Below are 21,748 nucleotides of genomic sequence, written 5' to 3'. Positions count from 1 at the left end.
TCGCCCGGCATCATGTCGATACGATCGCGGTGCTGCATGGCCCGCTTGCCAGCCCGACGATCGTCTATGCCGCCGGGCATCGCGACGCCGCCTTTCAGCTCGCCGCTTATGCGCGGGAAGCGGAGTTGCGCCGCCGCGCGGGCATGCCGCAGCTCGCCCCGCCGCTGTTCGAACGGATCGCCGCGCCGCCACCACCGGCCGCGCGCCGCGGCGCATCGGCATTCGCCGCGGTGTTCGGCATCTTCTTCCTCCCCTTGTTTCTGTCGGGCCAGATGGTCGGCACGATGGCGGAGGAACGCAACAACAAGGTGATCGAGGTGCTGGCCGCCGCGGTGCCGCTGGAAAGCGTCTTTCTGGGCAAGCTGCTCGGCATGTTCGGTGTGGCGGTGCTGTTCGTCGGCTTCTGGGGTGCGGTCGTCAGTCAGATCGGCGCGGTGCTGCCCGCCGACATGGGGGCCGGGTTGACCGCGCTGTCGCCGGCGGTGGGCACCCCCGCCTTCGTCCTGCTGTTCGCCGGCTATTTCACCACCGCCTTCCTGCTACTGGGATCGCTGTTCCTCGGCGTCGGCGCGCAGGCGTCGACGATGCGGGAAATCCAGCTCCTGTCGCTGCCGATCACGGTGATGCAGGTGGCCATGTTCGCGCTCGCCTCCGCCGCCGCCTCGCGCCCCGGCAGCTGGGTGGCGACGGTGGCCGAGATATTCCCGCTGTCATCGCCGTTCGCCATGGCGGGTCATGCCGCCAGCCGCGCCGAATTATGGCCGCATGCCGCCGCGCTGGCATGGCAGTTGCTGTGGGTGGTGATCTTCATCGCCACCGGCGCGCGGCTGTTCCGGCGCGGCGTGCTCCAGTCCGGCAGCGCGCTGCCGCCGTGGCGGCGGCTGTTCGGGCGCGCCGGCTGACGAACCGACCGGGACCGTTCGCAAACCCCATTGACATGGGTGTCAGTTAGGTTTCTCATCGCAACCAAAAGGTGGTGGAGAGGAAATATGGCGACTCTGGCGCGCGATACGCAGATGACGGTCGATCCCTTCGATGTCAGCCGACCGGACATCTACCGGGACGATAGCTGGCACGACATCTTCCGACAGCTTCGCGCCGAAGCCCCGGTGCACAAGGTCGAACAGTCCGATTTCGGACCCTATTGGTCGGTCAGCACCTACAAGCCGATCGTCGAGGTCGAATCGCTTCCGGACCTCTATTCCTCGGAAGCCAACGGTTTCACGATCTCGCCGATCGCGAATGACGAGGTGCGTATGCCGATGTTCATCGGGCGCGATCGTCCGATCCACACCGCGCAGCGGCGCACCGTCGCCCCCGCCTTCACCCCCAGCGAGATGGTGCGCCTGTCGGAGGATATCCGCCGCCGCAGCGCCGACATCCTCGATGATCTGCCGTGGAACACCGGGTTCGACTGGGTCGAGCGGGTGTCAATCGAGCTGACCACGCAGATGCTGGCGATCCTGTTCGATTTTCCGTGGCACGATCGTGCGAAACTGACGCTGTGGTCGGACTGGATGGGCGATATCGAGCTGGCGAAGAGTGAAGCGCTCCGCCAGCAGCGGCTCGAGAAGATCTACGAATGCGGCGCCTATTTCCAGCAACTCTGGGCGACCAAGGCGAAGAGCGCGCCGACCCCCGACCTGATCTCGATGATGATCCATTCGGACGCGATGAGCCACATGGATCACAATGAATTCATGGGCAATCTGATCCTGCTGATCGTCGGTGGCAACGATACGACGCGCAACACCATGTCGGGGCTGGTCTATGCGCTCGACCAATTCCCCGATCAGCGCGCGAAGCTGGAGGGTGATACGGCGCTGATTCCCAATGCGGTCAGCGAGATCATCCGCTGGCAAACGCCGCTCGCGCATATGGCGCGTACCGCGCTTCGCGATGCCGAGCTGGCCGGGCAACCAATCGCCGAGGGCGACAAGGTGGTGATGTGGTACATCTCCGCCAATCGCGACCAGAGCGTGTTCGGCCCCAATGCCGATGATTATCAGGTCGATCGCGCCAACGCCCGCCGCCACCTGGCGTTCGGGCATGGCATCCACCGCTGCGTCGGCGCGCGGCTGGCCGAATTGCAGGTGTCGATCCTGCTGGAGGAAATGGCAAAGCGGCGGATGCGCGTCCATGTCGAGGGCGCGCCCGAGCGGGTGGCCGCGTGTTTCGTCCACGGCTATCGCCGGCTGCCGGTGCAGATCGAACGCTACTGACCGCCGGCGCGCGGCGCCCCCGCCGCGCCCGGCCGCAGCCGTCGCGGCGGACGCCATGATGTCGCATTTTTGCAACTCACAAACAATGTGTTGCCGCCCTGTTGCCGACTCTCTCAATTGTCACGGGAACGACATATAAGCGGAGCAGGGGCCCCTCAGAGATAAACGCTGCATTAACAGCCGTGCGATCCAAGGGGAAAGATTCGATGCGAAACAACCTATTTATGGGTGTGGCTGCGATCGCGCTCATCGCGCCCGCCGCCGCCATGGCCCAGGAAACCACCTCGACGATTCGCGGCACGGTCACCAGCGGTGGCGCCCCCGTCGCAGGGGCGACGGTCGAGGTCGTCAACGTGCCGTCGGGTGCGCGCAACACGGCGACCACGGACGCAAATGGTTCGTTCACCACCGGCGGTCTGCGCGCCGGCGGCCCCTACACCGTCTCCGTCACCGCGCCCGGCTACAGCCCGGCGCAGGTAACCGACATCAATACGCTGGCCTCGCAGACCTTCGAACTGCCGGTCGAACTGACGTCGGAATCGGCGGGTGGCGGCGAGATCGTCGTCACTGCCAGCCGCCTGCCGACCGCGCGGTCGCTGTCGCAGGGGCCGGCCACGGTGCTCAACGCCGAGCAGATCGCGAACGTCGCCACGGTCAATCGTGACATCCGCGATCTCGAGCGTCGCGATCCGTTCGCGCGCCTGGACGACACCCCCACCGGCGGCCGCGCAGTGTCGTTCGCCGGCCAGAATGCGCGCTTCAGCCGCTTCTCGGTCGATGGCGTGCCGATCACCGACAATTTCGGCCTCAACACCGACGGTCTGCCGAGCCGCCGGTCGCCTATCCCGCTGGACGCGATCGGCCAGTTCCAGGCGAAGATCGCGCCCTATGACGTGCGCGAAGGCAATTTCACCGGCGGCGCGGTCAACCTCGTGCTGCGCTCCGGCACCAACACCTTCCAGGGCACCGGCTTCTACGCCCAGCAGACCGATGGCCTGACCGGCAGCCGCACCAAGGACCTGACCGTCACCCTGCCCAAGTACAAGCAGGAGAATTACGGCGCCGAGCTGTCGGGTCCGCTGATCGCGGACAAGCTGTTCTTCATGGTGGCGGGTGAGCGTATCCGTGGCGGCTTCCCGCAGCAGCAGGGCCCGACCGACAACAATGCCGGTATCGCGATCCCCAACTTGTCGCAGGCGCAGGTCAACCGCGTGATCCAGATCGCGCAGTCGGTCTACAACTACAACGCCGGCGGCGTCGTGACCGATTCGGGCGACAAGGACGATCGCCTGGTCGGCAAGATCGACTGGAACGTGGCCGACGGCCAGCGCTTCTCGCTGACCGGCACCTATGCCAAGGACGAGATCAACATCAACTCGTCCAACACCTTCACCACCGCCAGCCCGACGACCGGGCTCAGCCTGGCGTCGAACAATTACATTTCGGGCAACCGGCTGTGGACCGTGGTGGGCCAGTTGAACTCCGACTGGTCGAGCGATTTCTCGACCGAAGTTCGTGGTTTCTACAAGGATTATGAGCGCCTGGCGCAGCCGCTGCTCGGCCGCGGCTTCGCCCAGTTCCGCGTGTGCGTGGCAGACCAGTCGGATCGCACCACCAACACCGCCAGCAACGCCTCGACGCAATGCCCGGCCAATTCCTCGATCGTATCGATCGGCCCGGACAACTCGCGTCAGACCAACGAGCTTACGTCGAACACCTGGGGCGGCCTCGTCCAGGCGCGCTACAACCATGGCGCGCATGACCTGCGCATCTTCTCGGAAGTGCAGAGCACGCGCATCTTCAATGCGTTCCTGCAGAACAGCGCCGGCAACTATTACTTCGACTCGCTGGCCGACTTCTCGGCTCGCAACGCCCAGTCCCTCAGCTATGCGAACGCGATCCCGTCGCTCGATCCCAATCAGGCGGCGGCACGCTTCAACTATCAGCAATATACGTTCGGCATCCAGGATAATTGGCGCGTCACCGATACGTTCGACCTGTCCTATGGCGCGCGTTACGACCTGTACGGCGGCCACACGTTCCCGACGTTCAACTCGAACTTCGCGGCGCGTTATGGTGCGGGTGCGGTCGTCAACGGCGAGCAGACCGCGATCGGCGTCAACAATGCCTATATCAACGGTCTGGGCGTGTTCCAGCCGCGTGTCGGCTTCAGCTGGCGCCCGGATCCCCGCCTGACGCTGCGCGGCGGTGTCGGCATCTTCGCCGGCGGCGCGCCGGACGTCTATGTCTCGAACAGCTTCTCGAACACCGGCGTGCTCAGCAACTCGGTGGCGATCACCCAGCTGAACAGCGGCGCGTTCAACGGCAACCAGGGCACGTTGCCTGCGGGGGTCGGCGCGGCGGCGTTGCAGGGCGTTAGCGGGACCAGCATTCCGGGGGCGGTCAACCAGTATCTGCTGAACGGCACGGTATCGGCCAATGCCACCACCAACGCGCTGGACCCGAACTTCAAGCTGCCGAGCCAGTGGCGCTCGACGCTGAGCGCGGACTATCGCTTCGACCTGCCGGGTGGCGAGTTGACGTTCGGGGCCGACGCACTGTTCATCGGCATCCGCGACCAGGTGTATTTCACCGACCTGCGCTCGCAGCCGGTGTCGGGGGCGTTCGCGCTCACCCCGGATGGCCGCCAGCGTTACCGCCCGGCCACCACGGTCGCCGCGACCGGCCTGCCGAACTATTCGGACACCGGGCAGGACATCCTGCTGACCAACACGCACAACGGTCGTAGCTGGATCGGCGTCGCGCGCTTTGACGCACGCTTCGACATGGGCCTCGCCGCTTATGGCAGCTTCACCTATCAGGACGTGAAGGACCAGGCGCCGGCGACCTCGTCGACCGCCGGCTCGAACTACAGCAATGGTGCCTTCGTCGACCCCAATAACGTGTCCTACGGCATCTCCAACGACCAGGTGAAGTATCAGTTCAAGTACGGCGTGACGTTCGATCATGCGTTCTTTGGCGAGTACAAGACGCAGATCGCGCTGTTCGGCGAAACCCGCAGCGGCCGGAACTACAGCTTCACGTTCAACGACCAGGTGCCGTCGGGTTCGCGCAGTGCCAATTTCGGCACCACCGGCACCTCGACCCGCTATCTGCTGTACGTGCCGACCTTCGGCGGCGACAGCAAGGTATCGTACGGCAGCGCGACGCAGCAGCAGCAGATCGAGAATTATTTCCGCTCGGTCGGTCTCGACAAGTATCAGGGCAAGATCGCGCCGCGTAACGCCTTCCGTTCCCCCTGGTTCACGCGCCTTGACCTCCATCTGGCGCAGGACATCCCGACCTTCGTCGGCAAGTCGCGGATCCAGATCTTTGGCGATATCGAGAACTTCACCAATTTGCTGAACCGCAAATGGGGCCAGATCTCGGAATACGTCTTCCCCTACAACGTGGCGCCGGTCCGCGTGACCTGCCTGACCGCAGCAGCGGCAACGGGCGTCGCGGGGACGCAAACGGCGAACACCGGTCAGGCCTGCGCGCAATATCGCTACACCCCTGCGCAGACCGACGCGAACGGCAACTTCGTTGCCCCGGCCCAGACGGTCTATGGTCGTCAGTCGCTCTACACGATCCGCATCGGCGCGCGGTTCACCTTCTAACACTGGCCGCCCGTTCCGGGCCGCATCGGGCCGCCGTCCTTCACGGGACGGCGGCCCTTCCTTTTGCGCCGGCCGCGCGAGCCGTGTAGAACCGCCGTGATGGCCACTTCACCTGCTACCACCGGGCCGGCATCGGCCGCATCGTTCGGCTCCCCTTCGTCCACGGTCGTATCGCAGGGCGTATCGCTGGCCCCCGAACGGCCGCTGTTCGTGCGGCCGTTCTTCGAGGACAAATCACGCGCCTTCTGGAAATTGCAGGCGGCGGGATGGACCGGCTATCTGGTACTGCGCTCGGTATCGTCGCTGTCGGTCAGCTTCACGCTGAAATCGATCGTGCCGGTGATCATCGAATCGATCGTCGGCTATTGCATCACGCTGCTGCTGTCGACGCTGTACGGCTTCTATCGCCGGCTGCCGCGCGTGACGGGGATCATGCTGTCGATCTTCACGCTGGCGGCGGCGACATTCCTCTACGCCACGCTCGATGCCTTTTCGTTCAGCTTCATCAAGCTGGCCGCACCGGGGATCGACCTGTCGGTGCTGCTGGCGACGCTGTTCCTGAATTTCACCGTGCTGGCGGGCTGGTCGGCGCTGTATTTCGGGATCAACTTCTATCTGATCGTCGAGGACCAGATCGACCAGATGGAGCATCTGGAGAACCAGGCTTCGTCGGCGCAGCTGGCGATGCTGCGATATCAGCTCAACCCGCATTTCCTGTTCAACACGCTCAACTCCATCTCCACGCTGGTGCTGCTGAAGCAGACCGAGCGCGCCAATGCGATGCTGTCGCGGCTGTCGTCGTTCCTACGCTACACGCTGGCCAACGAACCCACCGCGCACGTCACGGTCGCGCAGGAGGTGGAGACGCTGAAACTGTACCTAGAGATCGAGAAGATGCGCTTTGAGGATCGCCTGCGCCCGAGGTTCGAGATCGATCCGGGGGTGGAAAAGGCGCGGCTGCCGTCGCTGCTGCTGCAACCGCTGGTCGAGAATGCGATCAAATATGCCGTGACACCGCAAGAGGACGGCGCCGAAATCAGCGTCACCGCGCGGCTCGTCGGCAACCGGGTGCTTCTCGGCGTATCCGACACCGGGCCGGGTTTGATGCCAACGAAAACCCGGCCAAGCCTTTCAACCGGCGTTGGTATCGCCAATATCAGGGAGCGGCTGGCGCAGGCTTATGGGCCTGATCACCGCTTCGATGTGCGTGCCATGCCGACGGGCGGGTTCGGGGTCGAGATCGAGATCCCGTACCAGCTCGAAGTACCGAACAGAGAGGTGTGATGACCATTCGTACCATCCTCGTCGACGACGAGCCGCTTGCGATCCAGGGGCTCGAATTGCGGCTGCAGCCGCACGACGACGTCGAGATCATCGCCAAGTGCCAGAACGGGCGCGAGGCGATCAGCGCGATCAAGACCCATAAACCCGACCTCGTCTTCCTCGATATCCAGATGCCCGGCTTCGATGGCTTCTCGGTGGTGCAGGGGCTGATGGATGTCGAACCACCGCTATTCGTCTTCGTTACCGCTTATTCGGATCATGCGATCCGCGCGTTCGAGGCGCAGGCGACCGACTATCTGATGAAGCCCGTCGAGGAATCGCGGCTCGCCGATACGCTGGATCGCGTCCGCCAGCGGCTGGCCGAGCGGCAGAGCGTGGGCGAGGCGGAGAAATTGAAGGAAGTGCTGGCCGAGCATGCGCCCGAGGCGGCGGCGGAGATGGGGGACGGCAATGCCGAGCAACCCAATGCGAGCCGGTTCGAGAAGATGATCAACATCAAGGATCAGGGCCAGATCTTCCGCGTCGACGTGGACACGATCGAGCGGATCGACGCCGCCGGCGATTACATGGTCATCTACACCGGCGACCGGAACCTGATTCTGCGCGAGACGATGAAGGATCTGGAAAAGCGGCTCGATCCGCGCCGGTTTCAGCGCATTCACCGCTCGACGATCGTCAACCTCGATCTGGTCAAGCAGGTGAAGCCGCACACCAATGGCGAATGTTTCCTGATCCTCGATTCGGGCGCGAGCGTGAAGGTCAGCCGCAGCTATCGCGACGTGGTGGCGCGCTTCGTCCATTGAGCATCGAACGCACGCGCGTTTCCGCGCTTTATCGTTTCGCACGCTTCGACGATCCAGCCGCGCTACGCACGTCGCTGCTCGATGTCGCGCGCGCGGCGGGGATCAGGGGGACGCTGCTGATCGCCGGTGAGGGGATCAACGGCACGATCGCGGGCGCCCCCGAGGCGCTCGATCGTGTGATTGCGCATATCCGCACGCTGCCCGGTTGCGCCGACCTGTCGCTGAAGCATGGCTGGGCCGATGCCAATCCGTTCCACCGCCTGAAGGTGAAGGTGAAACGCGAGATCGTGACGATGGGCCAGCCGGTCGATCCGTTGACCGACGCGGGCACCTATGTCGCACCGGACGAGTGGAACGCGCTGATCGCCGATCCGGCGACGCTGGTGATCGACACCCGCAACGATTATGAGGTTGCGATCGGCACCTTCGCCGGCGCGGTCGATCCGCACACCGCCAGCTTCGCCGACTTTCCGGACTGGTTCCGCGCCCACCGCGACACGCTGATGGCGGAAAAGCGCCGTGTCGCGATGTTCTGCACCGGGGGGATCCGCTGCGAGAAATCGACCGCCTTCCTGAAAAGCGAGGGGGTCGAGGCGGTCCACCATCTCGACGGCGGGATCCTGCGCTATCTGGAGGAAATGCCGGCATCCGACAGCCTGTGGTCGGGCGAATGTTTCGTCTTCGATCAGCGGGTGGCGGTGGGGCATGGGCTGGCGCCGGGGACATATGGCCTGTGCCACGGCTGCCGCATGCCGGTCAGCGCCGCCGACCGAGCGTCGCCATTGTATGTGGAGGGCGAAAGCTGTCCCGCCTGCCACGGAACCCGCGACCCCGTGCGCCGCGCCGGCTATGCCGAGCGCCATCGCCAGCAACGCCTCGCCGAGGCACGCGGCGAGGCGCATGTCGGGCGCGTATTCGACGCGCACCACGCCGACGAATAGCCGCGCCTGCACCCCACCCTTTCCGCTCCGCCCGTGATGCGGTACAGGCGCGCGCATGCTCAACCTCAACGGCATTACCGTCCGCCTCGGCGGGCGCACGATCCTCGATGGCGCCAGCGCGGCGCTGCCGCCCGGCAGCCGCGTCGGCCTGATCGGACGCAACGGCGCGGGCAAGTCGACGATGGTGCGCGTCATCGCCGGGCTGCTCGAGCCCGATAGCGGCAGCGCCGACATGCCGCGCGGCGCGCGCGTCGGCTATATCGCACAGGAAGCGCCATCGGGCACCGCTACGCCGTTCGACACCGTGCTGGCCGCCGATACCGAGCGCGCGGCGCTGATGATCGAAAGCGAAACCTGCGAGGACCCGGATCGGCTGGGCGATGTGTATGAGCGGCTGATCGCGATCGATGCCTATACCGCGCCGGCACGCGCCGCCCAGATCCTGCTGGGGCTTGGGTTCGACGAAGATATGCAGCAGCGCCCGCTCGACAGCTTCTCCGGCGGGTGGAAGATGCGGGTGGCACTCGCGGCGTTGCTGTTCTCTCAGCCAGACCTGCTGCTGCTCGACGAGCCGTCGAACCACCTCGATCTCGAAGCGGTGATGTGGCTGGAGGATTTCCTCAAGAACTACAAGGCGACGATCGTCGTCGTCAGCCACGAGCGCGACTTCCTGAACGGCGTCGTCGACCATATCCTGCACCTGCAGGGCGGCAAGATCACGCTGTACCCCGGCGGCTATGACGCCTTCGAGCGGCAGCGCGCCGAGCGGATGGCGCAGCTCGCCGCCGCCAAGGCCAATCAGGAGGCGCAGCGCGCCAAGCTGCAGGACTATATCGCGCGCAATTCGGCGCGCGCCTCGACCGCCAAACAGGCGCAGAGCCGTGCCAAGATGCTGGCGAAGATGCAGCCGATCGCGGAACTGGCGAACGATCCGACGCTGTCGTTCGGCTTCCCCGATCCCGATCCGCTGCGCCCGCCGCTGATCACGCTTGACCTCGCGTCGGTGGGCTATGCCGACACGCCGATCCTGAAGCGGCTGAACCTGCGCATCGATCCTGACGATCGACTGGCGCTGCTGGGGCGCAATGGCAACGGCAAGACGACGCTCGCCCGGCTGCTCGCCGCCCAGCTGACGCCGATGGAGGGCGCCATGGCCGCGTCGGGCAAGATGCGCGTCGGCTATTTCACGCAATATCAGGTCGAGGAACTCGACGCCGACGATACCCCGCTCGCGCATATGACACGGGTGATGCGGGGGGCGACCCCGGCGGCGGTGCGCGCGCAGCTCGGCCGGTTCGGCTTCTCCGGCGATCGCGCCACCGGCAAGGTCGGCAAGATGTCGGGCGGCGAAAAGGCGCGCCTGGCGCTGGCGCTGATCACCCGCGACGCGCCCCATCTGCTGATCCTCGACGAGCCGACCAACCACCTCGACGTCGATGCGCGCGAGGCACTGGTGCAGGCGCTGAACGACTATAAGGGCGCGGTCATCCTCGTCAGCCACGATCGCCATATGGTCGAGCTGACCGCCGACCGGCTGGTGCTGGTGGACAACGGCACCGCGCGCGAATTCGACGGCAGCCTCGACGATTATGTCGCGATGATCCTGGCGGGTGACGACAAGCCCGCCGACGCGCGGGTGAGCAAGAAGGATCGCAAGGCCGCCGCCGCGCAGCGTGAGGCGGAGAAAGCCGCGCGCAAGCTGGCCAAGGATTGCGAGGCGGAGCTGGCCGCGCTCAATGCCGAACGATCGGCGGTGGATCGCGCGATGTTCGATCCCGCCACCGCGGAACCGCCCTTCGCCGGGCTGACGATGACCGAATTGATGAAGCGCCGCGCCGAACTGACCGAGGCGATCGAAGCCGCGGAGGCGCGCTGGCTGGACGCCAGCGAGGCGCTCGAGGCGGCGTGAGCCCGCTCGCCACCCGCCTCGCGCTGTCGGTGCCGCTGCTGCAGGCGCCGATGGCGGGGGTATCGACCCCCGCGATGGCGGCGGCGGTGTGCGAGGCGGGGGCATTGGGGGCGATCGCGGTCGGTGCCACCGACGCGGCGGGCGCGCGTGCGATGATCCGGGCGGTGCGCGCCGCCACCGATCGCGCGTTCAACGTCAACGTCTTCGTTCACGCCGATCCTTCACCGGATAGCGCACGCGAGGCGGCTTGGCTGAACGCGCTCGCGCCGCATTTCGCCGCCGTCGGCGCGGCGCCGCCCGCGACGCTGCGCCCGCTGTATCGCAGCTTCGCGTGCGATCATGACATGCTGGCGATGCTGCTGGAGGAACGACCCGCGGTGGTCAGCTTTCACTTCGGCCTGCCGCCCGCTGCGACGATCGCGGCGCTGCGCAACGCTGGAATCATGCTGTTCGCCACCGCGACCAACCTCGCCGAGGCCGAGGCGGTGGAACGTGCCGGGCTCGACGCGATCGTCGCACAGGGGATCGAGGCGGGCGGGCATCGCGGGCTGTTCGATCCCGCCCTGCCCGACGATGCGTTGACCACCGTCACGCTCACCCGGCTGCTGGCGCGTCGTGGCACCTGCCCGGTCATCGCGGCGGGCGGAATCATGGATGGCGCGGGAATCGCGGCGGTGCTGGCGCTGGGGGCGGCGGCGGCGCAACTGGGCACCGCCTTCATCGACTGCCCGGAAAGTGCCGCCGACGCGGGCTATCGCGCCGCCCTGCATGGGCCGGGCGCGGCGCATACGCGGCTGACGTCGGCGATCTCCGGCCGTCCCGCGCGCTGCCTCGCCAATCGCTTCACCGCGCTGGCCGAGGCCACGACGACGGTGACGCCCCCCGCCTATCCGATCGCCTATGACGCGGGCAAGGCGCTGCATGCCGCCGCCATTGCTCGCGGCGAGCATGGCTATGGCGCGCATTGGGCGGGTCAGGGGGCTCCGCTGGCGCGCGCCTTGCCCGCCGGTGCCCTGGTGACGACGCTGGCGGCGGAGATGACGACGGCGGGCTGGTCCCCCGCCTGAGCCGCGTCGCGGCGGGTGTTTACTGCGCCTCGCCGTCGGCGGCGTCCGCCTGCGCCCCACGTTCGAACCACGCCTCGACCGGGCCGGTCAGCTTGATCGTCAGCGGACGGCCGCGGCGATCGACCTTCTTGCCCAGGGCGACGCGGATCCAGCCTTCGCTGATGCTATATTCCTCCACGTCCTTGCGCTCGACGCCTTTGAAACGGATGCCGATGCCGCGCTCCAGCGCGGCCTGGTCGAAATACGGGCTCGATGGATCGATCGAGAGATGGTCGGGAGGGGTGTCGCTCATGGCGCGCGCCTTTGCCGCATTCGGCGCGTCGCGGCCACAAAAAAACGGAGCGGAGGGTCACCCCTCCGCCCCGCGTCCCGTTGCCCGACCGGGTAATGGGGGACGTTACCAGCCGTAGCCGTAATAGCCGCGCGGCTGGCTGTAGTAATAATCGCGCTCATACACCCGTGGCGGGGGCGGCGGCGGCGCATAATAACGCTCGCGATACACGACGCGCGGGGGCGGCGGCGCATAATAAGGATCGTTGTAATAGCCGCGATTATAGTAACCCCGGTCATAATAACGATCGCGATTGCTGGAGGCGATCGCCGCGCCGATCCCCAGACCGAGCACGCCGCCCAGAATCGCGCCTGCCGCGACATCACCGCCGCCCCGACCACGATGCCAATAACGCTGCGCCTCCGCCGGCGCGGCGGTGGCCAGCACCGACGCGGACAGCGCCACCGCCAGTGTCGCCTTCTTCCACATACCCATCATCTCGGACTACTCCTCCGGTCTACAGGGTTCGCATGCTGGCCAGAACGCACAGGTCCGCGAGCCTGTTGCATGCTTTGCCCGATTCGGGCTGAACCAGGCCGGAACGCGATATTCATGTGGGATGCAGGAGGCGCACGATGGCCGGCTGGCTGATGAAGACCGAACCGGGCAGCTACGGCTGGGCCGATCTGGTTCGCGATGGCCATACCGCCTGGGACGGGGTGCGCAACCATGCCGCTGCGGCGCATCTGCGGGCGATGGTGCCGGGCGACCGGATATTGATCTATCACAGCGGCGCGGAGAAAGCCGTGGTGGGCATCGCCGAAGTGACCGAATATCCCCGCCCCGACGGGGACGACGGCGGATGGGTGGCGGTGACGATCCGTGCGATCGATGCGCTTGCCCGGCCAGTGACGCTGGCCGCGATGAAGGCGACCCCGGCCCTGTCGACGCTACCGATGCTGCGCCAGTCGCGACTGTCGGTCAGCCCGGTCGACACCGATCAATGGGACGCGATTATCGCCTTGTCAGGCGGACATAATTCGTAACATTTCACGATCCCGACATAATTCGAGGGTAGCGACGCCCGGTAAGCAGGGGGATCATAGACAGTCAGACTGGCACCATCGCGCGCAGCGCGAGGGGGGCCGGCGCGCGCCCTCTGCCATGATTTTACCAAGGGGCTTTCATGCGCAACCATTCGACCTCCCTCCTGCTCGCCGGCACCGCCGTGCTGGCGCTGTTCGCCTCCCCCGCCATCGCCGCGCCCACCGCGACGCAGACGGCGGTGGCGCAGGCCGGCGATGAACGCGCCGCCGCGCCGGGCACCGACACCACCGATCGTGGCGAGGGGGTGGGCGAGATCATCGTCACCGCGCAGCGCCGTAGCGAGAATATCCAGCGCGTTCCGGTGTCGGTCGCCGTGGTCGATGGCGACGCGCTGCGCACCTTCCAGGCAGCCGGCGACGACGTGCTGGCGCTGGCCGGGCGGGTGCCCGGGCTGTACGCGGAAACCACCACCGGCCGCATCTTCCCGCGTTTCTACATTCGCGGGCTGGGCAACGTCGATTTCTACCTTGGCGCGTCGCAGCCGGTGTCGATCATCCAGGACGATGTCGTACTAGAGCATGTCGTGCTAAAGTCGAACCCGGTGTACGACGTCGCACAGGTCGAGGTGCTGCGCGGGCCGCAAGGCTCGCTGTTCGGGCGCAACACCACCGCGGGCATCATCAAGTTCGATACGATCCGCCCCAGCCAGACCTACAGCAGCCGCATCAACGCCAGCTACGGCACCTATAATACGGTTGCGCTCGACATGGGCGTGGGCGGCCCGATCGTCACCGACAAGATCGCGTTCCGCGCCTCGGCGCTGCTGCAGCACCGCGACAATTGGGTCGACAACACCTTCACCGGCGTCGGCGCGGACGGCACGCGCGGCGGCGCTGACACGATGGGCGGGTTCGACGAACGCGACGCGCGCCTGCAACTGCTGTTCACCCCCAGCGAGACGCTGTCGGTGAACGTGTCGGGCCATGTCCGCGATTATAAGGGCACGTCGACCATCTTCCATCGCGGCGCGCTGCAACGCGGATCGAGCAATATCGGGCGGGAACCGCGCGACCGGGTCAGCGCGGACGAGGCGAACAACACTCCACAGGCGTACAAGACCTATGGCGGGTCGGTGAACGCCGCGCTGGATCTGGGTCCGGCGACGCTGACCTCGATCACCGCTTATGAAACCACCCGTGGCTACAGCCGCGGCGATACCGATGGCGGCGCGGCGGTCAATTTCGGGGGGGTCGGCTTCGGCCAGAGCGAAGGACGTATCGCCGATCTCGATCAATGGACGCAGGAAGTGCGGCTCGCCAGCAACGGCGACACCGATTTCAAATGGCAGGTCGGCGGCTTCTATTTCGACAATCGCGACATCACCGAATTCTATCAGCGCAGCTTCTTCCTGCTGCCGGGCGTGACCGGGCGCAATCCGAACAACTGGGTACGGCTGCACGATGCCAACACCAGCTGGGCGGTGTTCGGCCAGGCCAGCTATCGCATCGGCGACCGGCTGACGCTGACCGGCGGCGCGCGCTATACCGAGGATCGCAAGCGGACGACCTTGATCAAGCCGGTGCTGAACGCCGCCGGCACATCGGACGAATTCGCCCGCCTCAACCCGACCGCGCCGAAGGACGTCCGGCTGGTCGGTAAGGAGCCGAGCTGGGACGTGTCGGCGCTGTACGAGATCGATCCGACGACCAGCATCTATGCCCGCATCGCGCGCGGTTTCCGCGGGCCGACGATCCAGGGCCGATCGGCGGTGTTCAACACCCCCTTCTCCACCGCCAACAGCGAAACGATCGTTTCCTATGAAGTGGGTGTGAAGACGCGCCCGACCTCCACGCTGCGCTTCAATGCGGCCGGCTACACCTATCGCGTCGACAACATCCAGCTCAACGGCAATGACGCGAATGGCAATGGCGTGCTGTTCAACGCGGATCATGCCAATGCCTATGGCGTGGAGGCGGACGTATCATGGCGCCCGATCCGCAACCTCGCCTTCTCGCTGGGCGGCAGCGCGATCCACACGGAAATCCGTGATCCGCGGGTTTTCGCGCAGGTGTGCGCCTTTGGCGGGGCGGTCACCTGCACCGTGCAGGATCCGACGCGCATCGCCCTTATCTTCGGCGCACCCGCCGTCCTGGCGCAAATTGACGGCAATCCGCTGCCGAACGCTCCGCGGTGGCAGATCGATGCGGCGGTGCGTTACGACATCCCGCTGACGGAGAACGGCAATCTGTTCGTAGCCAGCGACCTGAACATGCAGGGTTACACCAATTTCGTGCTGTACAAGACGCGCGAATTCTACGCCGACGGCAATCTCGAACTGGGGTTGAAGGCCGGCTACACCACCGCCGACGGTCGCTACGAACTGGCGCTGTTCGCGCGCAACATCACCGACGAAAAGAACTTGAAGGGCGTGATCGAGAATTACAACGCGGCGGTGTTCAACGAACCCCGTATCGTCGGCGTGTCGTTCGCGGGGCGCTTCCAGTAGCGGCAGCGAGCATCGGGGTTACGGGCGGCGGCGCTTCTTCGCGCCGTTCGCCGCCGCCTGTTCCTCGAGTTGTTCCAGCAGCGTCCTGGCGGCGCTTGTCTCCGCGTCCTGCTTGCTCGATCCTTCGGCCTCGACGCTGTCCTTGCCGACACTCACACGCACGGTGAAGCGCGGCGCATGGCCGGGGCCCTGGCGCTGGACGATCGCATAAGCGGGCACCGCGCGGCGGTTCGCGGCCGCCCATTCCTGCAAGGCTGACTTGGGATGCTGCGGCGCACGCGCCTCGGCATGCAGCCGGTCCGCCCACAGCAGCCGCACCGCCGCGCGTGCGGCATCGAAGCCGGCGGTGCGATAAACCGCCCCGAGCAACGCCTCCAGCACGTCACCCAGCACATTGTCGCTATGCTGCGCGCCGTCGCCCTGCGCCTGCTTGCCCAGCCGGACATGCCGCTCGGCGTCGATCGAGCGCGCGACATCGGCGCATACCGCCCCAGTCACCAACGCATTGAAGCGTTTCGACAACAGCCCCTCTGGCTCGTCAGGAAACGTCTCCCACAGCCATTCCGCCATCGCCAGGCCCAGCACGCGGTCGCCCAGGAACTCCAGCCGCTCGTAACTGTCGCCGTGCTGCCCGTCGGCGTGGCTGGAATGGGTCAGCGCGCGGACGAATGGGGCGATGTCGGCCGGGCGGACCCCGAACGACCGTTCGACCCAGTCCGCCAGCGCCTCGCTCAAAAGCCCTGCCCGATCCGGCTGAACCGCGCCGCGGAGAACCACGTCCACGGCAGCAGCCACGACGCCGAGCCATCGGTCGACCAGAAGGTGACGATCGCCTTGCCCTGGATCCGTTCCATCGGGATATACCCCATGCCGACCGGCGGGGCGAAGCGGCTGTCGGCCGAATCGTCGCGATTGTCGCCCATCAGGAACACCCGCCCGGCGGGCACGCGATAGACGTCGGTATCGTCCGCCTCGGGGATATTCTCCTGATCCAGCACCTCGTAGCTGCGGCCGCCCGGCAGCGTTTCGCGGAAGCGCGGGTAGCGGCAGATCGCCTTGCCGTTGGCATCGACGTCCTGAAACGGCGTGCCGCACTTCTCGGTCGGGAAATTGGGGGAGATCGGGACGATGAAGTCCGCCACGCGCTGCTTCGGGATCGCCCGGCCGTTCAGGAACAACTGGCCGTTGCGCATCTGCACCCGATCGCCCGGCAGGCCGATCACACGCTTGATCACATCATGATCGTCCGGCCCCATCGAGCGGAACACCACCACGTCGCCGCGCGCGGGGTCACGCGGCAGGATGCGGCCCGGGATCAGCGGCAGGCCCCACGGCAGCGACCAGCGCGAATAGCCGTAATTCCATTTCGAGACGAACAGATAGTCGCCGATCAGCAGCCGCGGCAGCATCGATTCCGACGGAATCGAGAAGGGCGAGAAGATAAAGCTGCGCAAAATGAAGACGAACAGCGCCAGCTTGAGGAGAAAACGTAGCGTCTCGCCAGTTTCGGATCGTGCGGTTTTCACCGGAGGTGTTCCGGTATCAGCAGGGGTAGCCATGATGCCCCGCGTCGCCTAACGGCGCGTGCGCGTCAAGCATCGCTTGGGCCGACGAAGATAGGGAAGACGACTGATGGCGGACTGGTCTCGAATCGAATCCCTCCCCTCCGACCGGCTGGAGGCGCTGTTCGCCGCCGACCCCGACCGGCTGAAGCGGCTGTCGCTCGACGTTGCCGGTATCCATTTCGACTGGTCGAAAACGCATCTGACCGGGGAGGCGATCGACGCTTTCGAGGCGCTCGCGAAGCAGATGGACCTGTCCGGCCGGCGCGAGGCGATGTTCGCTGGCGAGCACGTCAACGAGACCGAGGATCGCCCCGTCGAACACACCGCCGAACGCGGCGAGGGCAAGGCCGATAGCGTCGCCCGTGCGGCCTCCTATCACGCCCGGATGCGCGCGGTGATCGACGCAATCGAGGCGGATGCGTTCGGCCCGGTGCGACACGTGCTGCACGTCGGCATCGGCGGATCGGCGCTGGGCCCGCATCTGCTGGTCGATGCGCTCGGACGCGACTCGGAACGGTATGACGTCGCGATCGTCTCGAACGTCGACGGCATGGCGCTGGACGACGTGTTCGACCGCTTCGATCCGGCCGCCACGCTGCTGGTGGTCGCATCGAAGACCTTCACCACCACCGAGACGATGATGAACGCCGAAAGCGTCATCGCCTGGATGTCGGGCGCGGGGGTGGAGGACCCCTATGGTCGCGTCATCGCGGTCACCGCGTCACCCGACAAGGCGATCGAATGGGGCGTCGACGAAACCCGCGTGCTGCCCTTCTCGGAAGGCGTTGGCGGTCGCTATTCCTTGTGGTCGTCGATCGGCTTTCCCGCCGCGATCAAGCTGGGCTGGGACCAGTTCGAGGAATTGCTTGACGGCGCAGCGGAGATGGACCGCCATTTCCGACTGTCCGCGCTGCGTGAGAACGCCCCCGCGCTGGCCGCCTTCGCCGACCTATATTACACTCAGGTCCGCCATTGCGAAACGCGGGCCACCTTCGCCTATGACGAGCGGCTGCGGCTGCTGCCGTCCTATCTGCAACAGCTGGAGATGGAATCGAACGGCAAGGGCGTTACCGCAGACGGCACCCCGGTGACGCGCCCGACCGCCCCGATCACCTGGGGCGGGGTCGGCACCGATGCGCAGCACGCGGTGTTCCAATTGCTGCATCAGGGCACGCATATCGTCCCGGTCGAGTTCCTCGCGGTGATCGAGGCGGGCGATACCCTGCCCGAGGAGCATCACCGCCAACTGCTGCTCAACGCCTTCGCGCAGGGCGCCGCGCTGATGAAGGGCAAGCAGGTCGACGATCCGGCGCGCAGCTACCCCGGCGACCGCCCCTCCTCGACGCTGCTGCTCGAGCGGCTCGACGCGCGGACGCTGGGCGCGCTGATCGCCTTTTACGAGCATCGCACGTTCGTGAACGGCGTGCTGCTGGGGATCAACTCCTTCGATCAGTTCGGCGTCGAGCTGGGCAAGGAAATGGCCAAGGCCGCGGCGAAGGGCGGCGGCGATTTCGACCCCTCCACCACCGACTTGATCGCGCGCGCCGGTCTCGCCTAGGTCAGTCCGAACGACGGTGTGTATGGCTTCACGCCACGTATCCATCGACGCATGACCGCTGGCGAGGCATGATCCTGACGGAAGTGCCGTAACGCCATCGGACGGATCGGCTGCTCGAACGACTGCGAACGGTGATGGCCGACGGCGCTGATACCAGCACGGCACCTTCCGGCCTTCCGCCGGTTCAATGCGCGAGACGCGATCATCGCATGATATATTCCGGAGCTGCCCATGTCCGACTATGACTATGACCTGTTCGTGATCGGCGCCGGTTCCGGGGGAACGCGCGCCGCGCGCGTGGCGGCGGCGCACGGTGCGAAGGTAGCGGTGGCGGAAGAATATCGCGTCGGCGGCACCTGCGTGATCCGCGGCTGCGTGCCCAAGAAGCTGCTGGTCTACGGCGCGCACTTCGCGGAAGATCTGCGCGACGCCCGCCATTTCGGCTGGGACGTGCCCGACGAGTGCAATTTCAGCTGGCCGCGCCTGCGCGACAACGTGCTGAAAGAGGTCGATCGCATCAATCAGGCCTATACGACGACGCTCGAATCGAACGGTGCGCAGATCATTCCGCAGCGCGCGACGGTATCGGGGCCGAATGAGGTCACGCTGGCCGATGGCACGACGAAAACGGCGAAGACGATCCTGATCGCGGTCGGCGCGCATCCGGCGGTACCCGAATGCCCCGGGCACGAGCTTGGCATCACCTCCAACGAGGCGTTTCATCTCGACGCGGTGCCCAAGCGCATCCTGATCGCGGGCGCCGGCTATATCGCCAACGAATTCGCGGGAATCTTCCATCAGTTCGGCGCACACGTCATCCTGATGAACCGCACCAGGGAGATCCTGCGCGGCTACGATCTGCAGATCCGCGATCGCTTGTTGCAGATCAGCATGATGAAGGGCCTGGAATTCCGCTTCGACGCGACCTTCCAGGGAATCGAGAAGATGGATGACGGCTGCCTGAAGGTCAGCATGTCGCATCACGAACCGGCGATCGTCGACATGGTGATGTTCGCCACGGGGCGTAAACCGAACACCCACGGGCTCGGTCTCGACACGGCCGGGGTCGAGCTGGACGATCAGGGCGCGGTGAAGGTGGACGAGAACAATCGTTCGACCTGTCCGTCGATCTATGCGGTGGGCGACGTCACCAATCGCATCCAGCTGACCCCGATCGCGATCCGCGAGGGGCAGGCGTTCGCGGACAATATGTTCGGCGGCAAGAACACCGTCGTCGACTATGATTGCGTGCCCTCCGCGGTCTTCAGCCACCCGCCGCTGGCGGGGGTTGGGCTGACGGAGGCCCAGGCCCGGCAGAAGTTCGGCTCGGTACGGGTCTATTCGTCGGACTTCCGCCCGATGAAGAACGTGCTGGCGGAGCGCGACGAGCGCGCGCTGTACAAGATGGTGTGCGAGGGCGAGACCGATCGCGTCGTCGGCATCCACATGATCGGCCCCGACGTGCCGGAGATCATCCAGACCGCCGCGGTGGCAGTGAAGGCCGGACTGACCAAGGCGCAGTTCGACGCGACGGTGGCGCTGCACCCGACGATGGCCGAGGAACTGGTGCTGCTGAAATAGCGTGGGGCACGCGGACGGCCCCGTCCAACCTCAACCGAACGGATCCCCCTCACTCATACGCGCCGCGCCGCATCACATAGTCGCGCGTTTGATAGGGCGGCGACAATCCCTCCACCCATGCGCCGTGCGCATGGGTGAGCGCCACCAGCTTCATCGCCGGGTCGCCGGGCCAGCATTGCACCCGCACCTCATGGCGATGAAGATCGCGGTTCGGCTCCATCATCACCCAGGCGAGCGGGCGTTCGACGGAAGCGCGCGCCCCCGCCGCCGCCATCGCCTCGCGGATCCGATCGCGATCGGCGACGGTCAGATATTGCCATACGACCGAATGCATCAGCACGCGGGTGACTCCCGCCATCTGCGGCAGGGCAAGCTGCGCCTCCACCCAGTCGGCGGCATTGCCCCTGACCAGATCGACGGGATCGGCGCGCACCATCGCGATCGCGGTGGCAAGCCGGGTCAGCCGCTCCTGATGGTCGGCCCAGACATAGGCCTCCAGCCGTGCCGCCTGTCGCGGATCGGCGACATCGACCGGAGCGATATCGACGCCGCGCGCGGCAACCACCTCCAGCTCGCCCGGCGGCGGCGGCGGCCCGCGCCATGCCGGGCGGATCGACAAGGGCGAATCCGGTGGCCCCGTCATCACCCCGCCCAGATCGAAGCGCATTCGCCCGATCAACAGGTTGAGGCCGGCGCTGGAGCCGATCTCCAGCACCTCGACGCGCGGCCCCAGCGTGGTGGCAACGTGCAGCAGGCCGGTCATCAGCCCGGCCGAGCGCGCCGCCTCGTTGGTCTGCGGCGGGCCATCGAGCCACGGCAGCAGCAGCGCGTCATGCGTCGCGATCGCGTCTGCGATCGCCGCTTCGACCTTATCGGAATCGGTGGCGCGCCCGTCGAACGCCGCCGACAGCCCCGCGCCGCCGGTGCCGCCGCGATGCAGCGCATGCAGGCCGCCCACCAGCCGCAGCACCACCGCATCCGCCACCGGCTCGCCTGGCCAATTGAGCACGCGGCGCCCCGTGGCGGTGTCACGGGTGAGCGCCCGCCCCACCGCGCGGCTGATCCGCGCGGTGATCGGTGCGGCCATCGCGTCGCAATATTGCGCCTGCACTTCGAACGCGGCGCGATTGTCGGTCTCGTTCGCCATCCACTGGCCCTCCCGCTCCGCTTTCTGCCTCGCCACCGCCACCGTCAAGCGTTGCGCCGTCACGCCCCCTTTCGTAAGGCCGCTCCGCCATGTCCGACAGTGCTTCCGCCGATCCCGCCCGCGATCCGATCGTCATCGCCGTGCCCAAGGGCCGTATCCTGAAAGAGGCGCTACCGCTGCTCGCACGCGCCGGGATCGTGCCCGAGGCGGCGTTCGGCGACGAGGAC

Annotated in this window: 17 protein-coding genes and 1 pseudogene; 13 read left to right on the top strand and 5 right to left on the bottom strand. The window is 66.3% G+C overall.

Features of this window, described 5'->3' with window-relative positions:
• The 8 genes from ACFDSW_RS04245 to ACFDSW_RS04210 all read left to right on the top strand — a co-directional run.
• On the top strand, positions 1-902 hold a 902-nt coding region (locus ACFDSW_RS04245; protein ID WP_375249031.1), incomplete at its 5' end, for an ABC transporter permease.
• Between the two features lie 87 nt (positions 903-989).
• Positions 990-2,222 (top strand): cytochrome P450, encoded by a 1,233-nt coding sequence (locus ACFDSW_RS04240; protein ID WP_375249030.1) that lies wholly within the window; start codon positions 990-992, stop codon positions 2,220-2,222.
• Positions 2,223-2,446: 224 nt separating this feature from the next.
• Complete coding sequence (locus tag ACFDSW_RS04235) at positions 2,447-5,842, top strand: carboxypeptidase regulatory-like domain-containing protein (protein WP_375249029.1); 3,396 nt, start codon at positions 2,447-2,449, stop codon at positions 5,840-5,842.
• A gap of 99 nt (positions 5,843-5,941) precedes the next feature.
• The gene (locus tag ACFDSW_RS04230; protein WP_375249028.1) at positions 5,942-7,126 is read left to right on the top strand and encodes a sensor histidine kinase; all 1,185 of its coding nucleotides are present in this window, start codon (positions 5,942-5,944) and stop codon (positions 7,124-7,126) included.
• The gene (locus ACFDSW_RS04225) at positions 7,126-7,929 is read left to right on the top strand and encodes a LytR/AlgR family response regulator transcription factor (RefSeq protein ID WP_375249027.1); all 804 of its coding nucleotides are present in this window, start codon (positions 7,126-7,128) and stop codon (positions 7,927-7,929) included. Before ACFDSW_RS04230 ends, ACFDSW_RS04225 begins: the two co-directional genes overlap by 1 nt.
• Entirely contained in the window at positions 7,926-8,870 is a 945-nt protein-coding gene (locus tag ACFDSW_RS04220) for a rhodanese-related sulfurtransferase (RefSeq protein WP_375249026.1), read from the top strand. Before ACFDSW_RS04225 ends, ACFDSW_RS04220 begins: the two co-directional genes overlap by 4 nt.
• A gap of 55 nt (positions 8,871-8,925) precedes the next feature.
• Positions 8,926-10,779, top strand: a complete 1,854-nt coding sequence (locus ACFDSW_RS04215; RefSeq protein ID WP_375249025.1) for an ABC-F family ATP-binding cassette domain-containing protein — start codon at positions 8,926-8,928, stop codon at positions 10,777-10,779.
• The gene (locus ACFDSW_RS04210) at positions 10,776-11,846 is read left to right on the top strand and encodes an NAD(P)H-dependent flavin oxidoreductase (protein WP_375249024.1); all 1,071 of its coding nucleotides are present in this window, start codon (positions 10,776-10,778) and stop codon (positions 11,844-11,846) included. Before ACFDSW_RS04215 ends, ACFDSW_RS04210 begins: the two co-directional genes overlap by 4 nt.
• A gap of 19 nt (positions 11,847-11,865) precedes the next feature.
• Here ACFDSW_RS04210 and ACFDSW_RS04205 read toward each other — a convergent pair whose 3' ends face one another.
• Both ACFDSW_RS04205 and ACFDSW_RS04200 read right to left on the bottom strand, forming a co-directional pair.
• Positions 11,866-12,138: a DUF3297 family protein gene (locus ACFDSW_RS04205; protein ID WP_375249023.1), complete on the bottom strand. Its 273-nt coding sequence runs from the start codon at positions 12,136-12,138 to the stop codon at positions 11,866-11,868.
• A gap of 105 nt (positions 12,139-12,243) precedes the next feature.
• Positions 12,244-12,615 carry a hypothetical protein gene (locus ACFDSW_RS04200; RefSeq protein ID WP_375249022.1) on the bottom strand — a complete coding sequence of 124 codons (372 nt, stop codon included), beginning with the start codon at positions 12,613-12,615 and terminating at the stop codon, positions 12,244-12,246.
• A 137-nt stretch (positions 12,616-12,752) separates the two neighbouring features.
• Between ACFDSW_RS04200 and ACFDSW_RS04195 the strand changes: the two genes are divergently transcribed.
• Both ACFDSW_RS04195 and ACFDSW_RS04190 read left to right on the top strand, forming a co-directional pair.
• Complete coding sequence (locus tag ACFDSW_RS04195; protein WP_375249021.1) at positions 12,753-13,163, top strand: EVE domain-containing protein; 411 nt, start codon at positions 12,753-12,755, stop codon at positions 13,161-13,163.
• 140 nt (positions 13,164-13,303) lie between these two features.
• Complete coding sequence (locus ACFDSW_RS04190; protein WP_375249020.1) at positions 13,304-15,670, top strand: TonB-dependent receptor; 2,367 nt, start codon at positions 13,304-13,306, stop codon at positions 15,668-15,670.
• 18 nt (positions 15,671-15,688) lie between these two features.
• On the opposite strand, the gene rnc is transcribed toward ACFDSW_RS04190, so the two are convergent.
• Positions 15,689-16,405, bottom strand: a complete 717-nt coding sequence (rnc, locus tag ACFDSW_RS04185; RefSeq protein ID WP_375249019.1) for a ribonuclease III — start codon at positions 16,403-16,405, stop codon at positions 15,689-15,691.
• Positions 16,402-17,229 (bottom strand): signal peptidase I, encoded by an 828-nt coding sequence (lepB, locus tag ACFDSW_RS04180; RefSeq protein WP_375249018.1) that lies wholly within the window; start codon positions 17,227-17,229, stop codon positions 16,402-16,404. The genes rnc and lepB overlap by 4 nt, the downstream gene beginning before the upstream one ends.
• A gap of 73 nt (positions 17,230-17,302) precedes the next feature.
• Between lepB and pgi the strand changes: the two genes are divergently transcribed.
• Both pgi and gorA read left to right on the top strand, forming a co-directional pair.
• Positions 17,303-18,793 (top strand): glucose-6-phosphate isomerase, encoded by a 1,491-nt coding sequence (gene pgi / locus ACFDSW_RS04175; RefSeq protein ID WP_375249017.1) that lies wholly within the window; start codon positions 17,303-17,305, stop codon positions 18,791-18,793.
• 231 nt (positions 18,794-19,024) lie between these two features.
• Positions 19,025-20,374 carry a glutathione-disulfide reductase gene (gorA, locus tag ACFDSW_RS04170; protein ID WP_375249016.1) on the top strand — a complete coding sequence of 450 codons (1,350 nt, stop codon included), beginning with the start codon at positions 19,025-19,027 and terminating at the stop codon, positions 20,372-20,374.
• 49 nt (positions 20,375-20,423) lie between these two features.
• Here the strand turns inward: gorA and ACFDSW_RS04165 are convergent, their stop codons facing one another.
• Entirely contained in the window at positions 20,424-21,584 is a 1,161-nt protein-coding gene (locus tag ACFDSW_RS04165; protein WP_375249015.1) for a DUF2332 domain-containing protein, read from the bottom strand.
• A 26-nt stretch (positions 21,585-21,610) separates the two neighbouring features.
• Here ACFDSW_RS04165 and hisG point away from each other — a divergent pair.
• A pseudogene (gene hisG / locus ACFDSW_RS04160) lies at positions 21,611-21,748 on the top strand (ATP phosphoribosyltransferase); the annotation flags it as partial.

Origin of the sequence: Sphingomonas sp. (genome assembly GCF_042091075.1) — a bacterium.
Taxonomy (GTDB): Bacteria; Pseudomonadota; Alphaproteobacteria; order Sphingomonadales; family Sphingomonadaceae; genus Sphingomonas.
Note: the sequence above shows the minus strand (reverse complement) of the source record. Positions and strands in the feature narration are given on the sequence as shown.

Bases quoted from the DNA above. Each gene is read 5' to 3' on its own strand.
- ACFDSW_RS04235 (WP_375249029.1), top strand. From the start codon at position 2,447: ATGGGTGTGGCTGCGATCGCGCTCATCGCGCCCGCCGCCGCCATGGCC.
- lepB (WP_375249018.1), bottom strand. From the start codon at position 17,229: ATGGCTACCCCTGCTGATACCGGAACACCTCCGGTGAAAACCGCACGA.
- ACFDSW_RS04205 (WP_375249023.1), bottom strand. From the start codon at position 12,138: ATGAGCGACACCCCTCCCGACCATCTCTCGATCGATCCATCGAGCCCG.
- pgi (WP_375249017.1), top strand. From the start codon at position 17,303: ATGGCGGACTGGTCTCGAATCGAATCCCTCCCCTCCGACCGGCTGGAG.
- ACFDSW_RS04215 (WP_375249025.1), top strand. From the start codon at position 8,926: ATGCTCAACCTCAACGGCATTACCGTCCGCCTCGGCGGGCGCACGATC.
- ACFDSW_RS04230 (WP_375249028.1), top strand. From the start codon at position 5,942: ATGGCCACTTCACCTGCTACCACCGGGCCGGCATCGGCCGCATCGTTC.
- gorA (WP_375249016.1), top strand. From the start codon at position 19,025: ATGTCCGACTATGACTATGACCTGTTCGTGATCGGCGCCGGTTCCGGG.
- ACFDSW_RS04200 (WP_375249022.1), bottom strand. From the start codon at position 12,615: ATGATGGGTATGTGGAAGAAGGCGACACTGGCGGTGGCGCTGTCCGCG.
- ACFDSW_RS04225 (WP_375249027.1), top strand. From the start codon at position 7,126: ATGACCATTCGTACCATCCTCGTCGACGACGAGCCGCTTGCGATCCAG.
- ACFDSW_RS04240 (WP_375249030.1), top strand. From the start codon at position 990: ATGGCGACTCTGGCGCGCGATACGCAGATGACGGTCGATCCCTTCGAT.
- ACFDSW_RS04190 (WP_375249020.1), top strand. From the start codon at position 13,304: ATGCGCAACCATTCGACCTCCCTCCTGCTCGCCGGCACCGCCGTGCTG.
- ACFDSW_RS04195 (WP_375249021.1), top strand. From the start codon at position 12,753: ATGGCCGGCTGGCTGATGAAGACCGAACCGGGCAGCTACGGCTGGGCC.